This is a genomic window from Pseudomonas sp. NFXW11 (assembly GCF_049887815.1).
Lineage (GTDB): Bacteria > Pseudomonadota > Gammaproteobacteria > Pseudomonadales > Pseudomonadaceae > Aquipseudomonas.
Genome location: NZ_JAGEKI010000018.1, coordinates 14,246 through 40,610 on the forward strand (window position 1 = coordinate 14,246; position 26,365 = coordinate 40,610).

Sequence of the window (26,365 nt, forward strand, 5' to 3'; positions counted from 1 at the left end):
GCTTTTTCATTTCCCGCCCCTATATCCATCCTCTGCGCTGACCCGATCGCCTTCTGCGGTTATGCTTGTCGGCCTGCCTGGGAGAGTGAAATGGCCTACGATTTTGATCTTTATGTAATTGGTGCCGGTTCCGGTGGTGTGCGCTGCGCGCGCTTTGCTGCGGGCTTTGGTGCAAAAGTCGCGGTAGCGGAAAGCCGCTATCTGGGCGGCACCTGCGTCAACGTCGGTTGCGTGCCGAAAAAGCTCCTGGTGTACGGCGCCCACTTCGCCGAGGACTTCGAGCAAGCCTCGGGCTTTGGCTGGTCCCTGGATCAAGCGAACTTCGACTGGGCGACCCTGATCGCCAACAAGGACCGGGAAATCAATCGCCTCAATGGCATCTACCGCAACCTGCTGGTCAACAGCGGGGTAACCCTGCATGAAGGCCATGCGCGGTTGATCGATGCGCATCAGGTCGAGGTCAATGGCCAGCGCTACAGCGCCCGGCATATCCTTGTCGCCACGGGTGGCTGGCCGCAGGTTCCGGACATTCCGGGGCGCGAACACGCCATCACCTCCAACGAGGCGTTCTTCCTCAAGGAGCTGCCCAAGCGTGTGCTGGTGGTGGGCGGCGGTTATATCGCGGTGGAGTTTGCCGGGATCTTCCACGGCCTGGGCGCCGAGACCCAGTTGCTGTACCGCGGCGACCTGTTCCTGCGCGGCTTCGATGGTGCGGTGCGCAAGCACCTGCAGGAGGAATTGACCAAGCGTGGCCTGGGGCTGCAGTTCAATGCCGATATCGAGCGCATCGACAAGCAGGCCGATGGCAGCCTTGAGGTCACCCTCAAGGATGGTCGCAAGCTGGCTACCGATTGCGTGTTCTACGCCACCGGGCGGCGGCCGATGCTCGACAACTTGGGGCTGGAAAACACCGCGGTCAAGCTCGACTCGCGGGGTTTTATCGAGGTGGACGAGCAGTACCAGAGCAGCGAGCCGTCGATCCTGGCCATTGGCGATGTGATTGGTCGGGTGCAGTTGACCCCGGTGGCGCTGGCCGAGGGCATGGCCGTAGCCCGGCGCCTGTTCAAGCCCGAGCAGTACCGCCCGGTGGATTACCGGATGATTCCCACGGCGGTATTCAGCTTGCCGAATATCGGCACCGTTGGCCTTACCGAAGAGCAGGCGCGGGAGGCCGGGCACTCGGTGCAGATCTTCGAAAGCCGTTTCCGGCCGATGAAGCTGACCCTTACCGAGTGTCAGGAGCGCACTCTGATGAAGCTGGTGGTGGATGCCGACAGCGACAAAGTGCTGGGCTGCCATATGGTTGGCCCGGACGCCGGCGAGATCGTCCAGGGCCTGGCGATTGCCCTCAAGGCTGGCGCCACCAAGCGCGATTTCGACGAGACCATCGGTGTGCACCCGACGGCCGCCGAAGAGTTCGTCACCCTGCGTACCCCTGTCGCGGGCTGATCAAGAGTCCGCTTGTTGCTCTGGCGCCGCCTTGGCGGCGGCCAGTTGCAGCGCCTCCAGGCCGGCTTCGGCCTTGGTGGCGCGCCATTCCATATCTTTGCTCCGTTGGGCCTGCTGTAGCGCTTGCTCCCTGAGTGCCTGGGTCTCTTCCACGGCCACCCGCAAGCGTTCCTGGAGCAGGGTGCTGGCGCTGTCCTGGCGGGCGAGCTGTTCGCTGAGCTGGGTGTGCAGGGCGCTGGCCTTGACGGCCATGTCCTGGGCCTGTTTCAGCTCTTTGAGAGTGGCCCGCTGTTCGCCAAGCAAGCGCTCGTTGTCGCGATGCAGCTGGGTGATCTCGTCCTGGCGCACCAGGGCGCTCTGCTGCGCCTGACGCAGTTCCATCTGCAGCTGTTGCAGTTGCCCTTCGTGGCGCCGTTGCTCCTGTTCGCGCTGTTCCTTGCTGGCGGCGCGGTAGTGCTCCAGGGCATCCCGGGCATGCAGGTGCTTGTCTTCCAGGGAGCGGATCTGCTGTTCCTTGTCTTCCAGGCGCAGGTCGTAGTCCTTGAGCGCCTGGTTGAGTTCGGCGTTGCGGGTCTGCTCGCTCTGCAGCATGGAGCGGGTGTCTTGCAGTGCGGCACTTTCCCCGGCCAGGGCGCTGGCCTGGATCTGCAACTGCTGTTGCAGTTGTTCCTGGGTGCGCCGTGCCTCATCCAGCCGCTGCTGGAACTCCTGCTTTTGCTGTTCGGCGTGGGCGAGGGCGTTCTCCAGGGGCTCTTCGGCTTGCTCTTGCAGGCGCTGCGCCAGGCGTCCGACCAGGGCGCTGAGCTCTTCGTCCAGCGGCAATGGCCCGCCATCACGGCGGCCGGCGCCATCATCCAGCTCTTTCAGGTAGCGGTGGATGGTGGTCTTAGAGCCGGTATTACCCATTTCCACCCGTACCGCATCGATGCTGGGGTGTTCGCCACGATCGATGATCGCCTGGCGGGCCTTTTTCACCACCGCCTTGTTTATGCCTCCGCGAGCCATGGCTCCTCCGACGATTTAGTACTGTGTTACGTGGTATGTAATTATTGGATATTGTACAGCTAGTTTAGATTGAAAGTTAGGTGAATCTGACATGGGATATTCTAGTATTATCCCGCGTCATGAGCCTCACTGACGATTTTCGCGTCTTCTCGCCGGATACTGGATTGAACCGCCATGAGTGAGCTGGACCCCTACCTGCAAGCCGCTACCCGTGACAACACCCGTCGCAGTTATCGGGCGGCCATCGAGCATTTCGAGGTGCAGTGGGGCGGTTTCCTGCCGGCAACCGCAGACAGTGTGGCGCGTTACCTGGCCAACTATGCCGGGCAGTTGTCGATCAACACCTTGAAACTGCGTCTGGCGGCCCTGGCCCAGTGGCACAACAGCCAGGGCTTTGCCGATCCGACCAAGGCCCCCGTAGTGCGTCAGGTGCTCAAGGGCATTCGCGCCCTGCACCCACTGCGCGAGAAGCAGGCTGAACCCTTGCAACTGCGACATCTGGAGCAGGTGATCGGCAGCCTCGAAGAGCAAGCTGCCCGCGCCGCCGTGGAAGAACGCCAGGGCGACCTGCTGCGGGCCCGGAGGGATCGGGCGCTGATCCTGCTGGGCTTCTGGCGCGGCTTTCGCAGTGACGAACTCTGTCGCTTGCAGATCGAGCACGTGGAGGCGCGCGCCGGCTCCGGCATTCGTCTCTATGTGCCGCGCAGCAAGGCGGATCGCGGCAATCTCGGGCAGACCTTCCACACCCCGGCGCTGCATCGCCTGTGTCCGGTGCAGGCCTATATCGACTGGATCAACTGCGCAGCGCTGGTGCGCGGGCCGGTGTTTCGCGGCATCGATCGTTGGGGGCACCTGAGTGAGCAGGGCCTGCACGCCAACAGTGTGATCCCGCTGCTGCGCCAGGCCCTGGAGCGCGCCGGGATCGCCGCCGAGCACTACACCAGCCATTCCCTGCGGCGTGGTTTTGCCACCTGGGCCCAGCACAGTGGCTGGGACCTGAAGTCGCTGATGAGCTATGTCGGCTGGAAGGACGCCAAGTCCGCCATGCGCTATATCGAGGCCAGCCCGTTCCAGGGCATGCGCCGCGGCGATGAACAGCCGGTGCGCCAGTAGATAAAGGTTTCTTCTATTAATACTGTCGGCTGATAGTCAAAGCCAATCGACAGCATCAGCTTTGCCAATGAGCCAAGCGCCGACTCATTGGCTAGGATTCTCCCCATCAAGTTTTCACCTACTGTTTTCAACCACTGATGGAGAGTCACCGATGCCTATCATCAACAGCCAAGTCAAACCGTTCAAAGCCACCGCCTTCAAAAACGGTGAGTTCATCGAAGTGTCGGACGCGAACCTGAAAGGCAAATGGTCTGTGGTGTTCTTCTACCCAGCCGACTTCACCTTCGTCTGCCCGACCGAACTGGAAGACCTGGCCGACAACTACGCCGAGTTCCAGAAGCTGGGCGTCGAGATCTACAGCGTTTCCACCGACACCCACTTCGCCCACGCTGCCTGGCACAACACTTCGCCAGCCATCGGCAAGATCAAGTACACCATGATCGGCGACCCGACCCTGGCCATCTCGCGCAACTTCGACGTGCTGATCGAAGAAGCCGGCCTGGCCGATCGCGGCACCTTCGTGATCAACCCTGAAGGTCAGATCAAGATCGTTGAAATCAACGATGGCGGCGTCGGCCGTGACGCTTCCGAACTGCTGCGCAAGATCAAGGCCGCTCAGTACGTCGCTGCCCACCCGGGTGAAGTCTGCCCAGCCAAGTGGAAAGAAGGCGAGGCCACCCTGGCTCCGTCCCTGGACCTGGTCGGCAAGATCTAAGTCCATGCCACACCCGAGGGCGGTGATCCGCACCTAAGTCAGCTGCACCGCCCCCAAATAACGCCCGGGCGAGATTCGCTCGGGCGTTTTTTTTACCGAATCAAAGGAAATCGCCCGTATGTTGGACGCCAATCTTAAAGCTCAGTTGAAGTCTTACCTGGAACGGGTCACCCAGCCGATCGAGATCGTCGCCTCCCTCGACGACGGTGCGAAATCCCAGGAACTACTCGCGTTACTCAAGGACATTGTCAGCCTGTCCAACCAGATCACTCTGCTCGATAACGGCACCGACGAGCGCAAGCCATCGTTCTCGTTGAACCGTCCGGGCGGCGATATCAGCCTGCGTTTCGCCGGCATTCCCATGGGCCACGAATTCACCTCCCTGGTGCTGGCCCTGCTGCAAGTGGGCGGCCATCCTTCCAAGGCCAGCCTGGAGGTGATCGAGCAGATTCGCTCGCTCAAGGGCGAGTTCAATTTTGAAACCTACTTCTCGCTGTCCTGCCAGAACTGCCCGGACGTGGTCCAGGCGCTGAACCTGATGGCTGTGCTCAACCCGAATATTCGCCATGTGGCCATCGACGGCGCCCTGTTCCAGGCTGAAGTGGATGCGCGCAAAGTCATGGCGGTGCCGAGCATCTACCTCAATGGGGTGAACTTCGGCCAGGGGCGCATGGGCCTGGAAGAAATCCTCGCCAAGCTCGATACCGGCACCGTGGAAAAACAGGCGCAGAAACTCAGCGCCAAGCAAGCCTTTGATGTGCTGGTAGTGGGCGGTGGCCCGGCTGGTGCGTCGGCGGCCATCTATGCCGCGCGCAAAGGCATCCGCACCGGGGTTGCCGCCGAACGTTTCGGCGGCCAGGTGCTGGACACCATGGCCATCGAGAACTTCATCTCGGTGCAGGCGACCGAAGGGCCGAAACTGGCCGCGGCCCTGGAGGAACACGTCAAGCAGTACGACGTCGACATCATGAACCTGCAGCGTGCCAGTGCCCTGGTACCGGCCAAGGAGGTCGGTGGCTTGCACGAGATCCAGTTCGAAAGCGGCGCCAGCCTCAAGGCCAAGTCGCTGATCCTGGCGACCGGCGCGCGCTGGCGTGAAATGGGCGTGCCGGGGGAGCAGGAATACAAGGCCAAGGGCGTGTGCTTCTGCCCACACTGCGACGGCCCGCTGTTCAAGGGCAAGCGGGTGGCGGTGATCGGCGGTGGCAACTCCGGGGTCGAAGCGGCTATCGACCTGGCGGGTATCGTCAGCCACGTGACCCTGCTCGAGTTCGACAGCAAGCTGCGGGCCGATGCGGTATTGCAGCGCAAGCTGCACAGCCTGCCCAACGTCAAGGTGATCACCAGTGCCTTGACCAGCGAAGTGCAGGGCGATGGGCAGAAGGTCACTGGTCTGGTGTACAAGGATCGCGATTCGGGTGAGTTCCACACTGTGGGCCTGGAAGGCATCTTCGTGCAGATCGGCCTGCTGCCCAACACCGACTGGCTCAAGGGCACGGTGGAGCTGTCGCCCCGTGGCGAGATCATCGTCGATGCCCGTGGCGAGACCTCGCTGCCCGGTGTGTTCGCCGCCGGTGACGTGACCACGGTGCCCTACAAGCAGATCGTGATTGCGGTGGGCGAGGGCGCCAAGGCCTCCCTCAGTGCCTTCGACCACCTGATCCGTACTTCCGCCCCGGCCTGATCGGCGGTTGGAAAAACAAAACCCCATGGGCCAGGCCCATGGGGTTTTTTATTGCGCGCTAACGCTGGTTTACAGCGGCGCGGGCTGGATGATCTCGACCCAGTAGCCATCCGGGTCCTTGATAAAGGCCAGGCTCTTCATGCGGCCGTCGTTCAGGCGCTTCTGGAAATCGCAGCCCAGGGCCTCGAAGCGTTCGCAGGCGGCAACCACGTCCGGCACCGAAATGCAGATATGGCCAAAGCCGCGCGGGTCGCTGTTGCCGTTGTGGTAGGCGAACTGTGGATCGTTCTCGGTGCCGTGGTTATGGGTCAGCTCGAGAATGCCGGGTATGGATTTCATCCACTCGGTACGGGCGGCGGCGTCGGCCGGGATCTGCGCCTTGTCCACCAGGGCGAGGAAATACAGGCTGAACTCGGCTTCGGGGAAATCACGCTTTTCCACCAGGGAAAAACCCAGGACCCGGGTGTAGAAGTCCAGGGAACGGGTAATGTCCTTGACCCGCAGCATGGTGTGGTTGAACACGAAGCGTGCGGTGGCCGCATCCGGTTGGGCGGTCACGCCGGGGAAAGTGTTGAGTGCGTCGAGGCTCATGGGCCCTCCAGAAATAAAGGCGGCAAGGACTGCCGTTAAAGACGGGCAGGGCTCTGCCGGGCAATGGGTCGGACATCCTTGGGATCGCGCAATCATACGCAACTGGTTTGGGGTGCGCCAAACCCAAAGCTCCTGATCTATTGCCCAATCCTGGCGTCGGGCTCAGACTTCCAAGCCCGTTCCCTCCGTGTGCACAGCCATGATCGAGTCGTTTAAGCCCTGGTTCGCAGCCCTGTTGCTGCTGGTTCCATTTGCCGTAGCCCAGGCTGAGCCCGAGGTTTCCTGGCCCCAGGGCTGGACAGTGGAGCCGGTTCCCGTGCAAGAGACGGATCAGGCGGCCAAGGTGTCCCGGCAGCGAGGGGTAAAGAATGATGCTGCAGGCAATCCGCAGTTGGTCATGGAGTTGACCATGACCCAGGTCGAGAGTGGTCATGTAGTCAATCTTCAGGGGGTGTTGCTGGAGATGCGCAAGTCTGTGCAGAAGGACTTTGCCCAAGGCGGTTATCAGAGTGTCTGCAATCGGGTTCATGCCGGACAGTTGAGTGGGTTGCAGGCTCTGGAGACCACTTGCACCATTACCCTGAATGGCCGGCATGTGCTGTCGCAAACATTGGTCGCGGCATTGGATGGGGATAAGGCCTATGTACTTTCATACGCCGGTCAAGCCGCGGCCTTTACCGATAGTCAGGATGAAATACGGGCTGTCCGAAACAGCCTTAAACTTTAAGGAAAAATCTGAACTAGTCGCTTTGCTTTTCGCTCAGAGACGGTTCGTAATCGAAAAGCCATTGGCTTGAAGTTACCCCGCACGGGATAGGGTTATTGCTGGCGCTATCTTCGCTATCGGCTTGGCTAGTGCAAGGTCCTGGAGCAGGGCTCGCGGCGGGTGAGTCTATCCCGGGTTCAAACCGCAATAAGAATATTCTTATTCATGTAAAAGGCCCTGCATATGCAGGGCCTTTCGGATAGCGGCTTTGTTCAAGCGCGCAGCCAGGAATCCACAGTGGCGGCGCCATACTGTTCTTTCCAGGCTTTCAGGCCGCGATGGTTGCCGCCCTTGGTTTCGATCAGCTCGCCGGTGTGAGGGTTCTGGTAGACCTTGACCACACGGGCGCGGCGCTGCTTGGGGGCGTTGGCCTGAGGCAGGCCGGCCTTGCCCAGGTTCGGATCAAGGATGGCGATGATGTCGCGCAGGCTCTTGTCATAGGACTTCATCAGGGCCTGGAGTTTCTCTTCGAACTCGATTTCCTTCTTGAGTCCGGCGTCATTCTTCAGGGATTCAAGCTGCGCGAGCTGTTCTTGAAGTGCTTTTTCTGCAGCACGAAACTCAGCAAGTCTGGACAATATCTTCACTCCAATAGTCTATTTGGCTGATACAAACCACCAACAAAGCTATAAGCCATGAACCGATTAAGGTTCGATTAAGTGGCCTACCTGTGAATTTTGTACAGGCAGCAAAATTGTAGTAGTTAATGGCGCCTGAGTAAATCGGCTTGTTGTTATTCAATGGACTATTGATCAAATGCTGTAAATGGGTGCAAGGCGGAAATTGCCTGATTCCGCACTAGATGTTTAGGTATGGCTATTTAATGGCGCAGCAGGGCAGCAACAAAATCCGCACTGGGCATCGGTCGGCCAAATAAATAACCTTGGAGGAAATCCACGCCCTTATTGGTCAGGTAATCCCGCTGTTCGGCAGTTTCGATTCCTTCGGCCACTATGCCCAGATCGAGTTTCACCGAGAGTTCGATAATGCTGTCCAGTATATGCAGGGACAATGCATCGGCACCGATCATGGCCACGAAACTCTGGTCGATCTTCAAGTAGTCGACATTGAACTGGCGCAGGTAACCCAGGCTGGAATGCCCGGTGCCGAAGTCGTCGATGGCGATCATCACTCCCAGCTCCTGCAGGGCCGCAAACAGCTGCCGGGTGCTGGCCGTGGGTTCGATCAGTTCGCGTTCGGTCAACTCCAGCACCAGGATCACTTTGCCAGGAGGGAAGGCGGCGAGGAACGCCCGGCAATCGTCGAGCAGTTGCAGGTCATGGCAGTGGCTGGCGCTGATATTGATGCCGATATGAAAGCCATCGTTGAAATGCTCGGCCTGGGGGGCCAGTGCCTGCACGGTCCTCTCCATCAGCAGGCGGGTCATGGGCACTATCAACCCCGAATGCTCGGCAAAGGGGATGAACAGGTCCGGGCGCACCAGCCCCTCTTTTGGGTGTTGCCAGCGCATCAGTACCTCGATGCCGGCCCATTGCAGGCTGTCGCCGCGCACCACCGGCTGGAAGTAGGGAATGAACTCCCGAGCTGCCAAGGCCCGGCGCAACTCCTGGCGCACGCTGGTGGAGCGTTTTTGCAGCCAATGGGCGAGCAGGCCGCTCATGCAACTGAAGAACAGCAACAGGCTGAACAGGGCCGGGTACTGGCTTTTCATGTAGCCCGCTACAGCCCCCTCGGCATAACCGGCGCTGACACTGTAGGGGTAGCGGCCGGAACTCAGTTGCTGATTCGCCACCGGTGCCGCGGGCGGGGCGATGCTGTGAAACTGGCCGTCCTTGGACAGCCACAGATTGCCCACGCGCAACTGCAGGTAGGAGGTTCGACTGATCAGGCGCAAGGCATTGAGCAGGTGGTAACCGTCGATGCTGGCCAAGGCGGCGCGCTCACCGTCGGCCAGGCGATAGGTCAGCAGGCCGGTATTGGGGGTGATGGGGTTGCCGCTGGTCATCTGCAGTCGACCGTCGACGAAATCCTCCGGGTTGATGGCCAGCGCCGAGCGACCCAGCAGCGAACTGCAGTACTCGATATCGCCCTGTACCAGGCCGGTGGAGCGCACGAATGGCTGATGGGTCACCTGCTCGCGCAGGGCCAGCCGGCGAGGGGCATTGCATTCCTGCCCGGGCAGGTCCAGCAGGTTGCGCGCGGCAAGATCGGTGTAGTCCAGCATCATGTCGAACTGGCGTACGGCCTCGGTCGCGATTTCCTGGCTGCCGTGCAGCAGTGTCCGTTCCGCCTGGGCATACAGGATGACCAAGCCAAGCCCCAGGGGAAGCAGTACTGCCAGCAAGATCCAAAGGTTGTGCAGGGAGTATTTCGCTGAACCCTTGGCGATCAAGTGCATAGGTCGTACCTGAATAGGGGGAAGGGCGCACGGAATTGAACCTGTTGCTTCGAGCCTTGTTTGCGCCCTCGCTCAACGCAGGATAGACGGCTTTGCCGGGCCATACAGGCGCTGCGCATGCTGGATAAAAGCCAAGCTGGCCGGCGATGCCTGGCGCTGATCGAGCACTGCGATTGCCACCTGGCGCTTCACTGCGGGGCTCAGCGGCCGGCTGACATAGCGTCGGTCCGAGCCCTCCGGCAGCGACAGCTCGGCCACCAGGCTCAGCGCATCGCCCCGGGCCACGGTTTCCAGGGTGCTGAGCAATTGTGTGCAGCGATAGCGGATGGCGGGCGTCAGGCCGGCCGCCATGAACAGTCGCGACACCCGCTCCGCCGAGCCAGCCTCGGTGAGCACGAAGGGGTCATGGCACAGCTGCTCCAGGCGCAGTTGTGGCTCCCGGGCCAGGGCGTGGTTGGCCGGTAGCAGTGCCACGAACTGATCCTCCACCAGGGGGAAGGTGTCGAAGCGCTCCTCGGGCAGCAGCACAAAACCCAGGTCGATGCGGCGCTCTTCCAGCCATTGCCGCACCTGGCGATCCGGCCCCTCGTCGATATGCACCTCGATGCCCGGGTACTGCTGGCGATACGTTTTGAGAATGGCCGGCAGCAGGCGCACGGAGGAGGTGGGGCCAAAGGAGCCGATGCGCAGGGTGCCGCGCTTCATGCCCCGGGCATCGGCCGCTTCCTGTTCCAGGGTGGCCGCCAGGCCGAGCATGGCCCGGGCGCGCAGCAACAACTGCTGGCCGATATCGGTGAGTTCGACCTGGGCCTGATGGCGGCGGAACAGCTCGACCCCCAGCTCCTGCTCCAGGGCGCGGATGGCATGGGACACCGCCGATTGGCTGATGCCCAGGCGCGTCGCCGCACTGGTAAAGCCCGAGAGCTCGGCCACCCGGGAGAAGATCTCCAATTGAGTCAGGGTCATGAGTAAAAGCTCATTTTACGATGATCTGTCATTAGACAAAGAATAGGCCCACAGCACAATTCCATGGCCAGAGAGCGACACGCGTATGAACCAAAGCAGCATCAACCCAGCCTTGAGCGGCGAACGCGGGGACCTGGCGGTCTATTGCAAGCTGGCAGTGGTGGCGATGATCTGGGGCGCTACCTTTGTCGCCGGGCGCTACCTGGCCGGCGGGCCTTCGCCGTTGCTGGCGGCCAGCCTGCGCTTCTTGCTGGCCAGCCTGGCGTTGCTGGGCTTTATGGCCGTGGCGCGGATTCCCCTGGCCCGTCCCAGCCTCCGGCAATTCGGGCAACTGGCGCTGCTGGGGTTCTTCGGCATCTTCTTCTACAACCTGTGTTTCTTTCTCGGTTTGCAGCAGGTCAATGCCTCCCGCGCCTCGCTGATCGTGGCGCTGAATCCGGCGCTGATCGGCCTGGCCTCCTGGGCCTTGTTCAAGGAGCGCCTGGGGCGGCACAAACTGCTGGGCATCGGCCTGTGCCTGGGGGGCGCGGCGCTGGTGATCTGCAGTCGCGATCCGGCGGCGCTGAGCCAGGCCGGCGGTTGGCACGGCGACCTGCTGATTCTTGGCTGCGTCCTGGGCTGGGGCGTGTATTCGCTGTTTTCCCGCAGCCTGAACCAGAGCCTGGGCCCCTTGCAGACCGTGACCTACTCGATCCTGCTGGGCACCCTGATGCTCTGCACCACAACCCTGGCCCGCGGCAAATTCGATCTGCAAGCCGTGGCTCGGCTCGACCTGGCCCAGGGCCTGAGCCTCGGCTACCTGGGCATCCTCGGCTCGGCGCTGGCCTATATCTGGTACTACGACGGCCTGCGGCGCATTGGTGCCACCCGCTCCGGGGTGTTTATCGCCCTCAACCCGCTGACAGCGGTAATCCTTGGTGCGCTGCTGCTGGGGGAGCAACTGAGCCTGCTGATGGGCCTGGGCGCAGTGTTGATTCTCGGTGGTATCTACCAGTGCAACAAACCCCTTGCGAGCCGAGGGAAAAAAGCGATTTTATAGAGAATGCGGACAAAGGCTTTTACGCTGTGTAGAATCCGGTTACGCATACAATAATAAAGTCTTCTGGCAGCAGAAGCCTCGCCCCCCAGGCGGTAAGACAGGGTCGACATGAAGATTCTCGGATTCCAACTGATCTACGGTGACTTCCTCGCCCGCAGCGTGCGCGGTATCTCCTGTGCGCCACCCATCCTCCTCAGCATTGCTAGCAACTAACGATCCGTTAATTCTAAAAATATGATGAGGCGCCAACCATGGCAGATATCTTCGAAAACCCAATGGGCCTGATGGGCTTTGAATTCATCGAATTCGCGTCGCCCACCCCCAACACCCTCGAACCGATCTTCGAGATCATGGGTTTCACCAAAGTCGCGACCCATCGTTCCAAGAACGTGCATCTGTACCGCCAAGGTGCGATCAACCTGATCCTCAACAACGAGCCCCACAGCGTCGCTTCCTACTTTGCGGCCGAGCATGGCCCGTCGGTGTGCGGCATGGCGTTCCGGGTCAAGGATTCGCAGAAAGCCTACAAGCGTGCATTGGAACTCGGCGCCCAGCCGATCCATATCGAAACCGGCCCGATGGAACTCAACCTGCCGGCGATCAAGGGCATTGGCGGCGCGCCGCTGTACCTGATCGACCGTTTTGGCGAAGGCAGCTCGATCTATGACATCGACTTCGAATTCATCGAAGGCGTGGACCGCAATCCACCGGGTGCCGGCCTGAAGATCATCGACCACCTGACCCACAACGTGTACCGCGGGCGCATGGCCTACTGGGCCGGCTTCTACGAGAAACTGTTCAACTTCCGCGAGATCCGCTACTTCGACATCAAGGGCGAATACACCGGCCTGACCTCCAAGGCCATGACCGCTCCGGACGGCATGATCCGCATCCCGCTGAACGAGGAATCGTCCAAGGGCGCCGGGCAGATCGAAGAGTTCCTGATGCAGTTCAACGGCGAGGGCATCCAGCACGTGGCCTTCCTCACCGACGACCTGGTCAAGACCTGGGACGCCCTGAAGAAGATCGGCATGCGCTTTATGACCGCGCCGCCGGAAACCTACTACGAAATGCTCGAAGGCCGCCTGCCGAACCACGGCGAGCCGGTCAGCGAGCTGCAATCGCGGGGCATCCTGTTGGACGGTTCGTCGGAAGCCGGCGACAAGCGCCTGCTGCTGCAGATCTTCTCGGAAACCCTGATGGGCCCGGTGTTCTTCGAATTCATCCAGCGCAAGGGCGATGATGGTTTCGGCGAGGGCAACTTCAAGGCACTGTTCGAATCGATCGAACGCGACCAGGTGCGTCGTGGTGTGCTGGCTACCGAGTAAGCCCCGGCAGCCTTGAGTAACGAGCCCGATCAGGCCTGGCCTGATCGGGCTTTGTTTTGCCTGCCTGTAGGCGATAGTGAATGTGTTAATGTTCTCGCCTTTGTTTCCCAGCCCTGACCGACCCTCGATGAAAACACCCAGACCTTCCCTGACCTTGACCCTGTTGCAGGCCCGCGAGGCCGCCATGGCGTTTTTCCGCCCGTCACTGAACCAGCACGACCTCACCGAGCAGCAATGGCGGGTGATCCGCATTCTGCGCCAGAACGGCGAACTGGAGAGCCATCAACTGGCGAAGATGGCCTGCATCCTGCCGCCAAGCATGACCGGCGTCCTCACCCGCCTGGAACGCGATGAATACGTCAGCCGGCGCAAGTCCCCGGAAGACCAGCGCCGGCTGTTCATCACCCTGACCGACAAGGGCCAGGCCTGCTTCGAGTCCATGAGCGGCGACATGGAAATCAACTACCAGAAAATCCAGCAGCAGTTCGGCGAAGACAAGATGCAGGCCCTGCTGGCGCTGCTCAACGAGCTGAAACAGATCAAGCCCTGAGCCCACGCCATCAGTTGCGGCGCTGGCGCGCCAGGTGTCGGGCACCCTCCAGCACCAGCGCCAGCACCGCCAGCCAGATCGGCACATAGGTCAGCCATTGCCCGCCCTGGATGCTTTCCCCCAGCATCAGCGCCACCAGCAGCAACAGCACCGGCTCCACATAGCTGAGCAGGCCGAACAGGCTGAAGGGCAGCGCGCGGCTGGCGATGATGTAACACACCAGGGCCGAGGCGCTGATCAGCCCCAGCAGCGGAATCAACAGGTACAGCCGAGGCTGGGCGGCCAGCACGCCAATGCCCTGGGCGCCGCTTTGCACCACCCACAAAGCCACTGGAATCAGCAGCGCCATGTCTATCCACAGGCCGCCCAGGTGGTCGCTGCCCAAGCGCCGGCGCAGGATGAAGTACAGCGGGTAGCCCAGCGCCACCAGCGCCGTGGCCCAGGAAAAACTCCCCACCTGGTACAGCTCGTTGCACACCCCGAGGCAGGCCAGGGCGGTGGCGGTCTTCTGCAGGCGCGACAGGCGCTCGCCGTAGACGATGCGCCCGGTCAGCACCATGGTCAGCGGCAGCAGGAAATAGCCCAGGGACACATCCAGGCTGTGGCCATTGAGCGGCGCCCACATGAACAGCCACAACTGCACCCCCACCAGCGCCGAGGACAGCAGCAGCGCCAGGCCCAGCAGCGGCTTGTGGCGCACCCGTTGCAGCACTTCGCCGACCCGCGACCACTCGCCGCTCAGCAGCATGAACAGGGTCATGCAGGGCAGGGTGAGGAGCATCCGCCAGCCGAAGATCTCCACACCGCCCAGGGGTGCCAGCAACGAGGTGTAGAAATACATGACGGCGAACAGCACCGACGCCAGAACCGATAACGCAATACCTTTGGCCACACTGTCCTCGTCAGACCCGAATCCTCGGGATGGGTGAATCAATAGGGGGAGAGAAGCGAGGGGCAATATAGAGGCTGGGCTGCGGGATTTTTGCTCTGATTGCGTCATCCCGACGGGAATTTTTCTCGTTTATGCCGGCAGTGGCACCCGTACTGCCGGCTTCAACTGCCCTGGACGGCGCCTTTGCGCCGTCCACCAGGGCTTTCAGCCCAGGCGCGGAAAACGACCCGAGACAAAGTGGCTGACATCATTGAAGCCCGGCGTCGAGGCATGCCCCGGGGTCACCAGGGCGTCGACGAAGGCTTCGTCCTCGGCGCTGATGTGCACCTTGAGGGCGCGGGTATAGGCATCCCACTGCTGCTCGGTGCGTGGCCCGACAATCGCCGAACTCACCGCCTGGTTGTTCAGCACCCAGGCAATCGCGAATTCGACAATGCCGACCCCACGGCCCTGTACATACTGCTGCAGCTGCTGGGCAATGCGCAGCGACTCCACCCGCCATTCGGTTTCCAGAATGCGCTTGTCCTGGCGCCCGGCGCGGCTGCTGCTGTCGGGGGCCGCATCCGGTGCGTACTTGCCGCTGAGCACGCCCCGGGCCAGCGGGCTGTAGGGCACCACCCCCAGGCCATAGGCGCGGGCCGCGGTGATCTGCTCGCTCTCGGCCTGGCGATTGACGATGTTGTACAGCGGCTGGCTGATCACCGGGCGCGCCACCCCCAGCTGGTCGGCCAGCCGCACCGCTTCGGCTATCCGCCAGCCGCGGTAGTTGGACAGCCCCCAGTAGCGGATCTTGCCCTGGCGCAGCAGGTCGCCGATGGCCGCGACGCTCACCTCCAGCGGGGTGTCGTGGTCCTCGCGGTGCAGGTAGTAGATGTCCAGGTAATCGGTGCCCAGGCGGGTCAGGCTGGCCTCGATGGCGTTGAACATGTGCTTGCGGTTCAGGCCGCTGCGATTGGGCAGGCCATCGGCCGGGCCGAAGCCGACCTTGGACGCCAGCACCCACTCGTGCCGATGGCGGGCGATGGCCTCGCCAACTATCTCCTCGGAGCGCCCCTGGTTGTAGACATCGGCGGTGTCGATGAAATTGATGCCCTGGTCCCAGGCCTTGTCGATGATCCGCAACGAGTCTTCGGTGCTGGTCTGCTCGCCGAACATCATGGTGCCCAGGGTCAGGCTGGAAACCTTGAGGCCGGAATCGCCTAGGATGCGATAGCTCATGGGTGTGATCCTTGTGCTAGAGGGGTGGCCGGGGCATTTCCGGCCATCGGGGGCGACCATCAAATACCACAATGCCCCCCTTCGGCAATGCCTGTCACGGACACAGCGCCCGACAGCGCTGCAACAGGAACCCATGCAGCAGGCGCACCCGTTCCGACACCTGCAAGCGATGGGGGCACAGCAGGTTGAAGGGCGCCGGTTCCCCTTGCCAGTCGCCGAGCAAGGCCACCAGGCGCCCGGCACGCAGGTCCTCGGCCACATCCAGCTGTGCCTTGTAGACAATGCCGTGGCCGGCCAGGGCCCAGCGCCGGGCCACTTCGCCGTCGTCGCACAGGTAGTCGCCGCGTACCTGCACCTCCAGGCTGTCGCCGCCCCGCTGGAAGCGCCAGCTGTCATAGGGCCGGCCATTGCGCAGGTACAGCAGGGCGCTGTGCCCGGCCAGTTGTTGCGGGCTTTGCGGCACCCCGCAACGGGCCAGGTAAGCCGGGCTGGCACAGGCCAGGCGTCGATGCTCGGGGAGAATCGCCAGGGCCACCAGGCTGGAATCCTCAGGCACGCCAAAGCGCAGGGCCACATCCACGCTGTCGCGGAACAGGTCGGCGTGGCGATCGTCGAGCCGCAGTTGCAGGCGCAGTTGCGGGTGCTCGGCCTTGAATGCGTCGAGCCAGGGCAGCAGTGCGTTGCGGCCGAAATCCGAGGGCGCCGAGAGTTGCAGCAGCCCGGCCAGGCCCTGGCTTTGTTGGCGCAGCGCTTGCTCGCCGTCCTCCAAGGTGGCCAGGGCCAGGCGCACGCTTTCCAGGTAGCGGCGGCCTTCCTCGGTCAGCCGCATGCTGCGGGTGGAGCGCGCCAGCAGGCGGCTTCCGAGGCGGGTTTCCAGGCGCTTGAGGGCAATGCTGGCGGCCGCCGCGGTCAGGCCCAGGGAGCGGGCGGCGGCGGAAATGCTCCCGCAGTCGGCGGTGCGGACGAAGATTTCCAGGTCGAGGATCGAGCTCATTAGTAAAAATCCTTTAAAGATCTTTGCGTTTTATCCGGATTTTTCCCCGATTGGCAAGCTGGGAAGATGCAATCACCTTTACTCACAGCAGGTGAACGCAATGACTCTTTCCCCTTCCAGCTTGCAGCAACAGACCCTGGTGGTGATCGGCGCCGGCAGTGGCATCGGTGCCGCCGTGGCGCGCCAGGCCGCTGCCCGTGGCGCCCGGGTGGTACTGGCCGGGCGTGACCTCGAGGCCCTGCAACGGCAACAGGCGCAACTGCCGGACAACGCCCGCAGCATTGCCGTGGACATCACCGATGCCGCCAGCCTGCAAGCACTGTTCAGCCGCGTGGGCGCCTTCGACCACCTGGTGATCAGCGCCGGCCCGGCGATCGCCGCCAAGCCCCTGGTCGACACCGATTTGCTGGACGCCCAGCGCGCCTTCGAGGTGAAGTTCTGGGGCGTCTGGCGCGCGGTGCAAGCGGCGCTGCCGCACCTTGCGGCCCAGGGCAGCATCAGCCTGACCTCGGGCCTGCTGTCACGCAAGATGGTTGCCGGGCAGGTGATCAAGACCACCCTGAATGCGGCGCTGGAAGCCCTGGGCAAGCATCTGGCCAAGGAACTGGCGCCGCGTCGGGTGAACGTCATCAGCCCCGGGGTCACCGATACCGAGGCCTATGCCGGGATGAGCAACGAAGCCCGTACGGCGATGTTCCAGCGCACCGCGGCGAGCTTGCCGGTGGGTCGCGTCGGACGCCCGGAGGAGATCGCCGCGGCCTTTATCCTGGCCATGGAAAACGGCTTTATCAGCGGCAGCCTGATCGATGTCGATGGCGGTGGCCTGCTGTGAACTGGCGCTTCGACCACCTGGCCTTCAACTGCGCCGAGGGCGAGGGCCTGCAGCAAGCCTTCGCCGATTTACTGGGGCTGCAACCGGGACGGCGTCCGCCGTTCCCCTTTCCCGGGCGCTGGCTGTACCAGGACCAGCAGGCGCTGGTGCACATCATCGAGCAGGCCGATGGCTCCGAGCCGCAGCTGAGCCATATCGCCTTCAGCACCCAGCGGCCGGCCGCAGAGGTATTGCAGCAGGTGCAGGCCAGCGGCCTGGCGCATCAGGTGGCCCAGGTGCCGGAAGACGGTATCTGGCAGATCTTCGTGCGCCTGCCCGGCGGCCTGGTGCTGGAGCTGGACGCCCCGGCGGCGGGGGAGCTGGCCATCAGTCACGCTTACACCGAGCAAGGTGGCGCGCCGAGCTGAAACCTTGATGCAAAAAAGCCCGTTGCAACCTCTGTTGCAACGGGCTTTTGCTACTCGCCGGGTTCAGCGGTTCAAGCTGCGGGTCATGCGCAGGGCCAGCAGGCTGCCGGCGACAATCACCGCCGCCAGCAGGTACAGCGCGGCATCGGTGGAGCCGGTGCTGTCCTTGACCCAGCCGACGATATAGGGGCTGAGAAAGCCGGCCATCTGGCCCATGGAGTTGATCAGCGCCAGGCCACCGGCCGCGGCACCGGCGCTGAGCAGCGCGGTGGGCACCGGCCAGAACATCGGCAAGCCGGTGAGGGCGCCCATGGTGGCGATGCTCAGGCCGAGAATGGCAATGGTCGGGTTGCCGGCAAAGTTCACCGCCATCAGCAGGCCCACCGCGCCCATCAGCATCGGCACCACCAAGTGCCAGCGGCGCTCCTGGCGCAGGTCTGCCGAACGCCCCACCAGCAGCATGAACACCGCCGCCAGCAGGTAGGGAATGGCGCTCAGCCAGCCAATCACCAGGTTATCGGCAAAGCCCAGGTTCTTGATGATCGACGGCAGCCAGAAGTTGATCGCATAGACCCCGCTCTGGATGCAGAAGTACACCAGGCCGAAGGCCCAGATCGCCGGGTTCTTGAACACCGCGGCCAGGGAATCGCTGGCGGTCCTGGGCTGGTTGGCGGCGTCGCTGGCTTGGTCGGCTTCCAGCACCGCGCGCTCGGCGGGGGTCAGCCACTTGGCGTGGGCGAAGCTGTCGCTGAGCAGGAAGAACGCCAGGGCGCCCAGCACCACGGTGGGAATGCCCTGCAGCAGGAACATCCACTGCCAGCCGGCGAGCCCGCCCTGGCCGGCGGCGAAGTGGTTGAGAATCCAGCCGGAGAAGGGGCTGCCCAAGAGGCCCGACACCGGGATCGCCGACATGAACAGGGCCATGATCCGGCCACGGCGGAAGGTCGGGAACCACTGCGACAAATACAGCACCACCCCGGGGAAGAAACCGGCTTCGGCGGCCCCGGTGAACAGCCGCAAGGTGTAGAACTGGGTGGGCGTGGTGACGAACAGCAGGCAGGTGGACAGCGTGCCCCAGGTGATCATCATCAGCGCGATCCAGCGTCGTGGGCCGAAGCGGCTCAGGGCCAGGTTGCTCGGTACGCCGCACAGCACGTAGCCGATAAAGAAGATCCCGGCCCCCAGGCCGTAGACCGTTTCGCTGAATTTCAGCGCATCGAGCATCTGCAACTTGGCGAAGCCAACGTTGACCCGGTCGAGGTAGTTGAACAGATAGCAAATGAAGATGAAGGGGATCAGGCGCAGGGTGATGCGCTTGTAGACGGCGTCCTTGTCGTCAGCCTGGGCCAGTGGGGCAGCGGCGCTCTGTGACATGCTGGGTCTCTCTTTATTATGATTTTTCGCGGTGCGCAGGTAACGTTGACCGCCCCGAAAGTCTCGGTCACCGCAGCGCGCCTGTCTTTGTGCCGGCGCACAGCGATTGTTCGTCGAGCCTGTGCCAGTGAACAACAGCCAAGGATCACCTCGCATGTTTGAACTCGATCATGACCTGGCGCAGGACATCGTCGACCGCACGATGGCGATCCTGCCCTATAACGTCAATGTCATGGACAGCCAGGGCCTGATCCTTGGCAGCGGCGAGCCGGAGCGCATCAACACCCGTCACGAAGGTGCGCAACTGGTGCTGGCCAACGGCCGGGTGGTGGAGATCGACGCGCCCACGGCGCAGCAACTCAAGGGCGTGCAGCCGGGGATCAACCTGCCGCTGCTGCACGACCAGCGGCTGATCGGCGTGCTTGGCATCACCGGCGACCCGGCCCAGTTGCGCACCTACGCCGAACTGGTGCGCATGACCGCCGAGATGCTGGTGGGCCAGCGGCATCAGCAGGCCGAGCAGCAATGGCGGCGCCAGCGTTGCGACGACCTGCTGGCCCTGTTGCTGGGGGAGGGCGGCGACTCGCCACGGCTGCTGGACGAAGCCCAGCAGATGGGCCTCAAGCCGCAGCTGGCGCGCACCCCCTACCTGTTCGAACTGGAGCCGGGCGTGGGGCAGGGTGTCGAGTCCCTCAGCACCTGGTTGATGTCCCGCTACCCGGACAGCTGGTGCGTCAGCTCGTCGAAGACGTCGCTGCTCTGGTGCCGCCCGGCGAGCCTGAGCCTGGACAACCCGCGCCTGCTGGAAAAACTCGACGGCCAGGGCTGGAGCATCCTGCGGGTGGCGGTGGGCGGCGCGGCCGACGGCTTGTCCGGCCTGCGCCGCTGCTACCGTCGGGTGGCAGACCTTCTGGCCTACGGCCGCGATATCTTGCCCAGCGCACGGCTGCTGACCCTGGACCGCTGCCGCCTGCCGGTGATGCTCTGGCGCCACCGCAACGACGATGCCCTGGACGAACTGCTGACGCCGCTGCGCAAGGTCCTGGCCCGAGACAGCAACGGCCAACTGCTGGCGACCCTGCGCAGCTGGTGCGAGCACGACGGCCAGAGCCAGGCCTGCGCCGACGCCCTGGGCATCCACCGCAACAGCCTGCGCTACCGCATGGAGCGCATCGCCGAACTCAGCGGCGTCGACCCTTTGCGCCTGGACGGCATGCTGGCGCTCTACCTGGGCGTACAACTCCTACCCCAGCAACAGCAGTGAGGAGCAGAGGCAAGCCTCAAGCTGCAAGCTTCAAGCTTGGAGCTTGTCTCTTGCAGCTTGGAGCTTGCCGCTGACACTCTTTTGTTCCTCTGACCAATAACTTGCGCGCGCCCTTGTGCAATCGACTGGCGCCAGCCTGTGCGGCAGATGGCAGCATGGCGATACAAGAACCGGAGAAACACCCATGAAGATCACCATCGCCCCCGATTCCTTCAAGGACAGCCTGAGTGCCGCAGGCGTGGCCCAGGCCATCGCTCTGGGGCTGGCCGAGGTCTGGCCCGAGGCGCAATTGCTGCAGTGCCCGATGGCCGACGGCGGCGAGGGGACGGTGGCGTCGATTCTCGCCGCCTGCGCCGGGCAGCAGCGCAGTACCCAGGTCCAGGGGCCCCTGGGCACCCAAGTGCAGGCGCACTGGGGCTGGCTGCCAGAGAGCCACACGGCGATCATCGAAATGGCCGAGGCCAGCGGCCTGCAGCTGGTTCCGCTGGCGCAGCGCGATGCCTGCACCAGCAGTACCTTCGGCACCGGCGAGCTGATTCTGGCGGCGCTGGATGCCGGGGCCCGACGCATCATCCTGGCTATCGGCGGCAGCGCCACCAACGACGGTGGCGCCGGGGCGCTGCAAGCCCTGGGCCTGAAGTTGCTGGATCGCCAGGGCCAGGTTCTGCCCCGCGGCGGCCTGGCCCTGGCCGAGCTGGCCAGCATCGGGCTGGAAACCATGGACCCACGCCTGGCCCAGGTGCGCTTCGAGATCGCTGCCGACGTCAACAACCCGCTGTGCGGCGAGCAGGGCGCCTCGGCGATCTTCGGCCCGCAAAAGGGCGCCTCGGCGCAGCAAGTGCAGCAGTTGGACCAGGCCCTCGGGCATTTCGCCGAGCTGTGCGCCGGGGTGCTGCCCCGGGATGTGCGTGATGAGCCCGGCAGCGGTGCGGCGGGTGGCCTGGGGTTTGCCGCCAAGGCGTTTCTCGGCGCGCAGTTTCGTCCCGGGGTCGAGGTGGTGGCCGAACTGGTGGGCCTGGAGCAGGCGGTGCGCGGCGCCGACCTAGTGATCACCGGCGAGGGGCGTTTTGATGCCCAGACCCTGCGCGGCAAGACCCCTTACGGCGTGGCGCAGATCGCCCGGGCCCAGGGCGTGCCGGTGCTGGTGCTCGCCGGCACCCTGGGCGATGGCTACCAGCAGCTCTACGCCCACGGCGTGGACGCGGCGTTCGCCCTGACCTCCGGGCCCATGAGCCTGGAGCAGGCCTGCCGCGAAGCGCCACGCCTGCTGCGGGAACGCGCCGCGGACATCGCCCGGGTCTGGCGCCTGGCCGCCGGCCAATAGCTCCGGCCCGCCCCGATCAATACACCCCGCCGCCGCTGGTGGGGTTTTCCAGGGCCTTGTACTGCCCGGCCAGATGGCGCAGGCCGTTCATCAGCACCGTGGTGTCCACCCCCACCGCGACAAAGTTCGCCCCCAGCTCGATGCAGCGCCGTGCCAGGCGCGGGTCGGCGCTGAGAATGCCCGCTGCCTTGCCGGCCTGGCGAATCCGCAGGATGGCGTCTTCGATCGCCGCCAGCACTTCCGGATGCCCAGGGTTGCCCCGATGGCCCATGGACGCCGAGAGGTCCATGGGGCCGATAAAGATCCCGTCCACTCCCTCTACCGCCAGAATCCCGTCGAGGTTGCGCAGGCCTTCCAGGGTCTCGATCTGCAACAGCAGGCACATCTGCGCGTCGGCCTGATCCAGGTAGTGCTCCACGTTGTTCCAGCGCGAAGCCCGGGCCAGGGCGCTGCCCACGCCGCGAATGCCCTGGGGCGGGTAGTGCATGGCGCGTACCAGCAGGCGCGCCTGCTCGGCGCTTTCCACCATGGGAATCAGCAGGGTCTGGGCGCCGATATCCAGCAGTTGTTTGATCAACGCGATGTCGCCGATGGGCGGGCGAATGATGCCCTGGGCGGCATAGGGGGCGATCGCCTGCAACTGCCCGAGCAGGCTGCGCAGGTCGTTGGGGGCGTGCTCGCCGTCCAGCAGCAGCCAGTCGAAACCGGCGTTGGCCGCCAGCTCGGCGCAGTAGGCATCCGCCAGCCCCAGCCACAGGCCGATCTGTGGCTCGCTGTGGTGCAGGCGTTGCTTGAACAGGTTTACCGGCATGTGCATGACGCTCTCCTTAGACAAAACGGCAGGCGATGCTGCCCAACTGATCGTAGTCGACATGGAACACATCCCCGGGGCGCGCCGCCACCGGGCGGGTAAAGGAGCCGCCGAGGATGATCTGCCCGGCCTCCAGGCCGACGTCGTGGGCCGCCAGCTTGTTGGCCAGCCAGGCGACGCCCTTGGCCGGGTGGTTGAGCACTGCGGCGGACACCCCGGATTCCTCGATCACGCCATTGCGGTAGAGCACCGCCGGCACCTTGCGCAGGTCCAGGTCCCCAGGGCGCACGGCGCGGCCGCCCATCACCACTCCGGCGTTGGCGGCGTTGTCGGAGATGGTGTCGAAGACCTTGCGCGTGGCCTGGGTTTGCGGGTCCACCTGCTGGATGCGCGCGTCGATGATCTCCAGGGCCGGAATCACCCAGTCGGTGGCCTCCAGCACATCGAACAGACTGCAATCGGGGCCCTTGAGCGGCTTGCCGAGAATGAACGCCAGCTCCACTTCGACCCGGGGCACGATAAAGCGCTGGAAGGGGATGTCACTGCCTTCATCGAACAGCATGTCGTCCAGCAGGGCACCAAAATCCGGTTCGCTGATATTCGACGACACTTGCATCGCCCGCGAGGTCAGGCCGATCTTGTGGCCCACCAGCTTGCGCCCGTCGCGGATCTTCTGCTGCACCCAGCAGCGCTGGATGGCATAGGCGTCCTCGATGGTGATGCTTGGGTATTGCAAGGAAAGCTGGCCGATCTGTTCGCGACTGCGCTCGGCGGCGTTGAGGCGCGCGGCGGCTTCCTGGATATCCGAGGGGCTGAGCATGTTCATTTCTCTTTGGGATTGACGATAAGGGCCGGCACCCGTAGCACCAGCCAGGCGCCCAGGGCGATCAGCAGGGCCAGGGCATAGAGCGCCAGGCTGGCGCTCTGGGTGGCGTCACGCACCACGCCGATCAGGTAGGGCGCAAGAAACGCCGCGACGCTGCCAAAAGAGCTGATCAAGGCAATGCCCGCGGCCTGGGTGCTGCTGGCCAGGAAGGCCGGCGGCAACTGCCAGAACATCGGCAGCGCGGCACTGGCGCCCATGCCCGCCACCACCAGGCCGAACATCACCAACCAGGGGTTCTGCGGGGCCATGGCGGTGAGCGCCAGCCCGGCGCCGGACATCAGCAGCGGCACGGCCAGGTGCCAGCGGCGCTCGCCCAGGCGGTCCGAGGAGCGGCCGACCGCCAGCATAAACAGGCAGCCGGCCAGATAGGGCAGGGCACTGAGCAGGCCGACCTGGCTGTCACGGGCAATGCCGGCGTGATGGATCAGGGTCGGCATCCAGAAGGCAATGGTGTTGACCGCCAGCATCACCGCGAAATACACCCCCACCAGCAGCCAGACGTGGCGGTCCTGAAGAATGTCGCCAACCCGGGTGATGGATTTGCGCTGTTCTTCCTGCTGCAGGGCCTGCAGCAGTTGGACCTTCTGGGTCGCGCTCAGCCAGTGCGCGCGCTCGATGCTGTCCGGCAAGGCCTTGAGCACCAGCAGCCCCAGCAGCACCACCGGCAGGCCTTCGATCAGGAACATCCATTGCCAGCCGCGCAGGCCGCCGAGGTCGTGAAAGCGCTCCAGGATCCAGCCCGACAAAGGCCCGCCGATCACCCCGGCCATGGGCACGGCGATGGCGAACAGGGCCGTGACCTGGCCGCGCCGGCCAGCGGGAAACCAGCGATTGAGCAGCAGCAGGATGCCGGGAAAGAACCCGGCCTCGGCCACCCCCAGCAAAAACCGCAGGGCATAGAAACCCGAGGCGCTGTGCACCAGCATCAGGGCACTGGACAGCAAGCCCCAGACCAGCATCAACAGGGCGATCCAGCGCCGTGGCCCGACCCGCTCCAGGGCCAGGTTGCTGGGCACCCCGAACAGCGCGTAGGCGACGAAGAACAACCCGGCGCCGAGGCCGTAGACGCTGTCGCTGAAACCCAGGTCCTGGGTCATCTGCAGCTTGGCGAAGCCGATATTGATGCGGTCCAGGTGGGCGAAGATGTAGCAGACGAACAGCAGGGGCATCAGCCGCCAGGTGATAGTGCGGTAACAGTCGTTGACCTCGGCGGTGGACGCCTCGGCGATAGCGGAACGGGGCATGGGCGTGATCTCGTTATTGTTCTGGTGTGGATCGGTGCGTCATGGTTTTTTGTAGGAGCCGGCTTGCCGGCGAAGGCGGCCGCATGGGCGATATCCGGCTTGCGTTCGGTTCGCTGGCAACCCAGCTCCTACGAGGCCAATGTGGTCTTAGGTCTGCCCGCGGAGAAACTCATGCACGTTGTTGTGCTTGAAGTTCAGCTCGGCATCCAGCTCGCTCATCTCGAACGACAGCGCCAGCAAGCGCTGCGCCTGCAGCTGGGCAAAATGCGCCTTGATGATCGCGAACAGGCCCTCGGCCACCTGGCGCCTTGTGGCCAGGTCGCGCCCGGCACCCACTTGCAGGCGCATATGGACAAAGGCGTAGTCATGCTTGCCGTCGGCCATGCGCCAGGTGTCCAGGCGCACCCCGCGGCTGCGGATACCGCCCAGGGGAAACACCCCGCTGGCGCCCAGGTAGTCATGAACCTTCTCGAACAGCCCCGGCAGATCGGCGACCGGTTCGAGGTTATCGGTGTACTCGGCAATGAAATGTGGCACAGAGGGGCCTCCTTTGGAGGCAGCGGCAGGCGGCAAGCTGCAAGCCGCAGGAGGGGACTCCTGTGACTTGAGGCTTGTGGCTTGCCACTGCTGTCGATGGTGTCTTGCAGCTTGTGGCTGGAAACTTGCCGCTGCTTCTAGAAGATGGCGTTGATCTGGCCGGTGCCGGAGCTGCCGAACAGCGGCGTGACAATCTCCGCCGGGCGGTTGTGCTCGGGGCCGCCCAGCAACCCCAGGAGCATCGCCGTGTCGTGCATGCCGCCCTCGCCGTGGCAGCTTGTGGCGTAGTCCGGGAGCATGGCGCAGAACTCGCGGAAGCGTCCCTGCTGCCAGAGTTCCACCACGCGCTGGTCCACCTGCTTGTCGAACTCGCGGGTCCAGTTGTGGATGTTGGCCTCGGCCTCGCGGTCGTTGGAGAACCGATGGGACAGCGAACCGGAGGCCAGCACCAGCACCTTGCGCTCACTCTTCTCGATGGCCCGGCGCACCGCGGCGCCGAAGGTGAAGCTGTCTTCAAGCCGGTGCCAGGCGCACCAGGCGGCAATGGATACCACCTTGAAGTGCTCGGCGGCGGGCACGTCCATATGCATGTAGCGCATGGGCACCAGGGTGCCGTATTCCAGCTCCAGGCTGGGGATGTTGTGGGCCAGGGTGCGCACGTCGGCGGCATTGGCCTCGGCGGCAATCAGTTCGCCCAAAGATGGGCAGCCCTGGTAGTCGTAGGTCATGTTCTTGATGAAATGCGGCAGCTCGTTGCTGGTGTAGGTGCCGTTGAAGGCCTCGCCGCAGTTGATGTGGTAGCCGCTGTTGACCAGCCAATGCACATCGAACACCACCGCGGTGTCGGCGCCCAGCGCCCGGGCGCGGCGGGCGATTTCCTTGTGCCCGGCAATCGCCGCCTCACGGCAGCCGTGGTGCTTGCCCGGCAGTTCGGACAGGTACATCGAGGGAACGTGGCAGACCTTGGCGGCCATGACGACTTCGCCCATGGTGCTTCTCCTGAAACATCTTCTTGTT

Annotated in this window: 26 protein-coding genes; 12 read left to right on the top strand and 14 right to left on the bottom strand. The window is 63.7% G+C overall.

What is annotated here, in order from left to right:
* Positions 1-90: 90 nt before the first annotated feature.
* A complete protein-coding gene (gene gorA / locus J4P02_RS24135; RefSeq protein WP_426194986.1) occupies positions 91-1,449 on the top strand; it encodes a glutathione-disulfide reductase in 1,359 nt (452 codons plus the stop codon).
* On the opposite strand, the gene J4P02_RS24140 is transcribed toward gorA, so the two are convergent.
* Positions 1,450-2,454 carry a DNA-binding protein gene (locus J4P02_RS24140; protein ID WP_426194988.1) on the bottom strand — a complete coding sequence of 335 codons (1,005 nt, stop codon included), beginning with the start codon at positions 2,452-2,454 and terminating at the stop codon, positions 1,450-1,452.
* A 174-nt stretch (positions 2,455-2,628) separates the two neighbouring features.
* Here J4P02_RS24140 and J4P02_RS24145 point away from each other — a divergent pair, with 174 nt between their 5' ends.
* From J4P02_RS24145 to ahpF, 3 genes are all read left to right on the top strand, one after another.
* Positions 2,629-3,567, top strand: a complete 939-nt coding sequence (locus J4P02_RS24145) for a site-specific integrase (protein ID WP_426194991.1) — start codon at positions 2,629-2,631, stop codon at positions 3,565-3,567.
* Between the two features lie 151 nt (positions 3,568-3,718).
* Positions 3,719-4,282, top strand: coding sequence for an alkyl hydroperoxide reductase subunit C (ahpC, locus tag J4P02_RS24150; protein ID WP_426194993.1), 564 nt, complete (start codon positions 3,719-3,721; stop codon positions 4,280-4,282).
* A 118-nt stretch (positions 4,283-4,400) separates the two neighbouring features.
* Positions 4,401-5,966 (top strand): alkyl hydroperoxide reductase subunit F, encoded by a 1,566-nt coding sequence (ahpF, locus tag J4P02_RS24155; RefSeq protein ID WP_426194995.1) that lies wholly within the window; start codon positions 4,401-4,403, stop codon positions 5,964-5,966.
* 69 nt (positions 5,967-6,035) lie between these two features.
* Here ahpF and gloA read toward each other — a convergent pair whose 3' ends face one another.
* A complete protein-coding gene (gene gloA / locus J4P02_RS24160; protein WP_426194997.1) occupies positions 6,036-6,557 on the bottom strand; it encodes a lactoylglutathione lyase in 522 nt (173 codons plus the stop codon).
* A 199-nt stretch (positions 6,558-6,756) separates the two neighbouring features.
* On the opposite strand from gloA, the gene J4P02_RS24165 reads away from it, so the two are divergent.
* The gene (locus J4P02_RS24165) at positions 6,757-7,284 is read left to right on the top strand and encodes a DUF4946 domain-containing protein (RefSeq protein ID WP_426194999.1); all 528 of its coding nucleotides are present in this window, start codon (positions 6,757-6,759) and stop codon (positions 7,282-7,284) included.
* A gap of 251 nt (positions 7,285-7,535) precedes the next feature.
* Here the strand turns inward: J4P02_RS24165 and J4P02_RS24170 are convergent, their stop codons facing one another.
* From J4P02_RS24170 to J4P02_RS24180, 3 genes are all read right to left on the bottom strand, one after another.
* Positions 7,536-7,901 carry a histone-like nucleoid-structuring protein, MvaT/MvaU family gene (locus J4P02_RS24170; protein WP_025129993.1) on the bottom strand — a complete coding sequence of 122 codons (366 nt, stop codon included), beginning with the start codon at positions 7,899-7,901 and terminating at the stop codon, positions 7,536-7,538.
* A 242-nt stretch (positions 7,902-8,143) separates the two neighbouring features.
* Positions 8,144-9,682, bottom strand: a complete 1,539-nt coding sequence (locus tag J4P02_RS24175; protein ID WP_426195002.1) for an EAL domain-containing protein — start codon at positions 9,680-9,682, stop codon at positions 8,144-8,146.
* Between the two features lie 72 nt (positions 9,683-9,754).
* Entirely contained in the window at positions 9,755-10,648 is an 894-nt protein-coding gene (locus J4P02_RS24180; RefSeq protein WP_426195004.1) for a LysR family transcriptional regulator, read from the bottom strand.
* A gap of 85 nt (positions 10,649-10,733) precedes the next feature.
* Between J4P02_RS24180 and J4P02_RS24185 the strand changes: the two genes are divergently transcribed.
* The 3 genes from J4P02_RS24185 to hpaR all read left to right on the top strand — a co-directional run bounded on the left by J4P02_RS24185 (position 10,734) and on the right by hpaR (position 13,565).
* On the top strand, positions 10,734-11,687 hold the full coding sequence (locus J4P02_RS24185) for a DMT family transporter (protein WP_426195006.1): 954 nt from the start codon (positions 10,734-10,736) through the stop codon (positions 11,685-11,687).
* 251 nt (positions 11,688-11,938) lie between these two features.
* The gene (hppD, locus tag J4P02_RS24190) at positions 11,939-13,015 is read left to right on the top strand and encodes a 4-hydroxyphenylpyruvate dioxygenase (protein ID WP_426195008.1); all 1,077 of its coding nucleotides are present in this window, start codon (positions 11,939-11,941) and stop codon (positions 13,013-13,015) included.
* Positions 13,016-13,142: 127 nt separating this feature from the next.
* Positions 13,143-13,565: a homoprotocatechuate degradation operon regulator HpaR gene (gene hpaR / locus J4P02_RS24195; protein WP_025129998.1), complete on the top strand. Its 423-nt coding sequence runs from the start codon at positions 13,143-13,145 to the stop codon at positions 13,563-13,565.
* Between the two features lie 10 nt (positions 13,566-13,575).
* Here the strand turns inward: hpaR and rarD are convergent, their stop codons facing one another.
* From rarD to J4P02_RS24210, 3 genes are all read right to left on the bottom strand, one after another.
* A complete protein-coding gene (rarD, locus tag J4P02_RS24200) occupies positions 13,576-14,457 on the bottom strand; it encodes an EamA family transporter RarD (RefSeq protein ID WP_426195010.1) in 882 nt (293 codons plus the stop codon).
* A 204-nt stretch (positions 14,458-14,661) separates the two neighbouring features.
* Positions 14,662-15,675, bottom strand: a complete 1,014-nt coding sequence (locus J4P02_RS24205; RefSeq protein WP_426195012.1) for an aldo/keto reductase — start codon at positions 15,673-15,675, stop codon at positions 14,662-14,664.
* 94 nt (positions 15,676-15,769) lie between these two features.
* A complete protein-coding gene (locus J4P02_RS24210; protein ID WP_426195014.1) occupies positions 15,770-16,669 on the bottom strand; it encodes a LysR family transcriptional regulator in 900 nt (299 codons plus the stop codon).
* Positions 16,670-16,769: 100 nt separating this feature from the next.
* On the opposite strand from J4P02_RS24210, the gene J4P02_RS24215 reads away from it, so the two are divergent.
* On the top strand, positions 16,770-17,501 hold the full coding sequence (locus J4P02_RS24215) for an SDR family oxidoreductase (protein ID WP_426195018.1): 732 nt from the start codon (positions 16,770-16,772) through the stop codon (positions 17,499-17,501).
* Entirely contained in the window at positions 17,498-17,908 is a 411-nt protein-coding gene (locus J4P02_RS24220; RefSeq protein ID WP_426195020.1) for a hypothetical protein, read from the top strand. Before J4P02_RS24215 ends, J4P02_RS24220 begins: the two co-directional genes overlap by 4 nt.
* Before the next feature lie 63 nt (positions 17,909-17,971).
* On the opposite strand, the gene J4P02_RS24225 is transcribed toward J4P02_RS24220, so the two are convergent.
* Positions 17,972-19,282, bottom strand: coding sequence for an MFS transporter (locus tag J4P02_RS24225; protein WP_426195022.1), 1,311 nt, complete (start codon positions 19,280-19,282; stop codon positions 17,972-17,974).
* A 154-nt stretch (positions 19,283-19,436) separates the two neighbouring features.
* On the opposite strand from J4P02_RS24225, the gene J4P02_RS24230 reads away from it, so the two are divergent.
* Complete coding sequence (locus tag J4P02_RS24230; RefSeq protein WP_426195024.1) at positions 19,437-20,546, top strand: sugar diacid recognition domain-containing protein; 1,110 nt, start codon at positions 19,437-19,439, stop codon at positions 20,544-20,546.
* 184 nt (positions 20,547-20,730) lie between these two features.
* Complete coding sequence (locus J4P02_RS24235) at positions 20,731-21,870, top strand: glycerate kinase (protein ID WP_426195026.1); 1,140 nt, start codon at positions 20,731-20,733, stop codon at positions 21,868-21,870.
* A gap of 16 nt (positions 21,871-21,886) precedes the next feature.
* Here the strand turns inward: J4P02_RS24235 and hpaI are convergent, their stop codons facing one another.
* The 5 genes from hpaI to hpaD all read right to left on the bottom strand — a co-directional run bounded on the left by hpaI (position 21,887) and on the right by hpaD (position 26,337).
* Positions 21,887-22,687: a 4-hydroxy-2-oxoheptanedioate aldolase gene (gene hpaI / locus J4P02_RS24240; RefSeq protein WP_426195028.1), complete on the bottom strand. Its 801-nt coding sequence runs from the start codon at positions 22,685-22,687 to the stop codon at positions 21,887-21,889.
* Between the two features lie 10 nt (positions 22,688-22,697).
* A complete protein-coding gene (hpaH, locus tag J4P02_RS24245) occupies positions 22,698-23,501 on the bottom strand; it encodes a 2-oxo-hept-4-ene-1,7-dioate hydratase (RefSeq protein ID WP_426195030.1) in 804 nt (267 codons plus the stop codon).
* Positions 23,502-23,503: 2 nt separating this feature from the next.
* A complete protein-coding gene (locus tag J4P02_RS24250) occupies positions 23,504-24,811 on the bottom strand; it encodes an MFS transporter (protein WP_426195032.1) in 1,308 nt (435 codons plus the stop codon).
* A gap of 147 nt (positions 24,812-24,958) precedes the next feature.
* On the bottom strand, positions 24,959-25,348 hold the full coding sequence (locus J4P02_RS24255) for a 5-carboxymethyl-2-hydroxymuconate Delta-isomerase (RefSeq protein WP_426195034.1): 390 nt from the start codon (positions 25,346-25,348) through the stop codon (positions 24,959-24,961).
* A 137-nt stretch (positions 25,349-25,485) separates the two neighbouring features.
* Positions 25,486-26,337, bottom strand: coding sequence for a 3,4-dihydroxyphenylacetate 2,3-dioxygenase (gene hpaD / locus J4P02_RS24260; protein WP_426195036.1), 852 nt, complete (start codon positions 26,335-26,337; stop codon positions 25,486-25,488).
* Between the last annotated feature and the right edge of the window lie 28 nt (positions 26,338-26,365).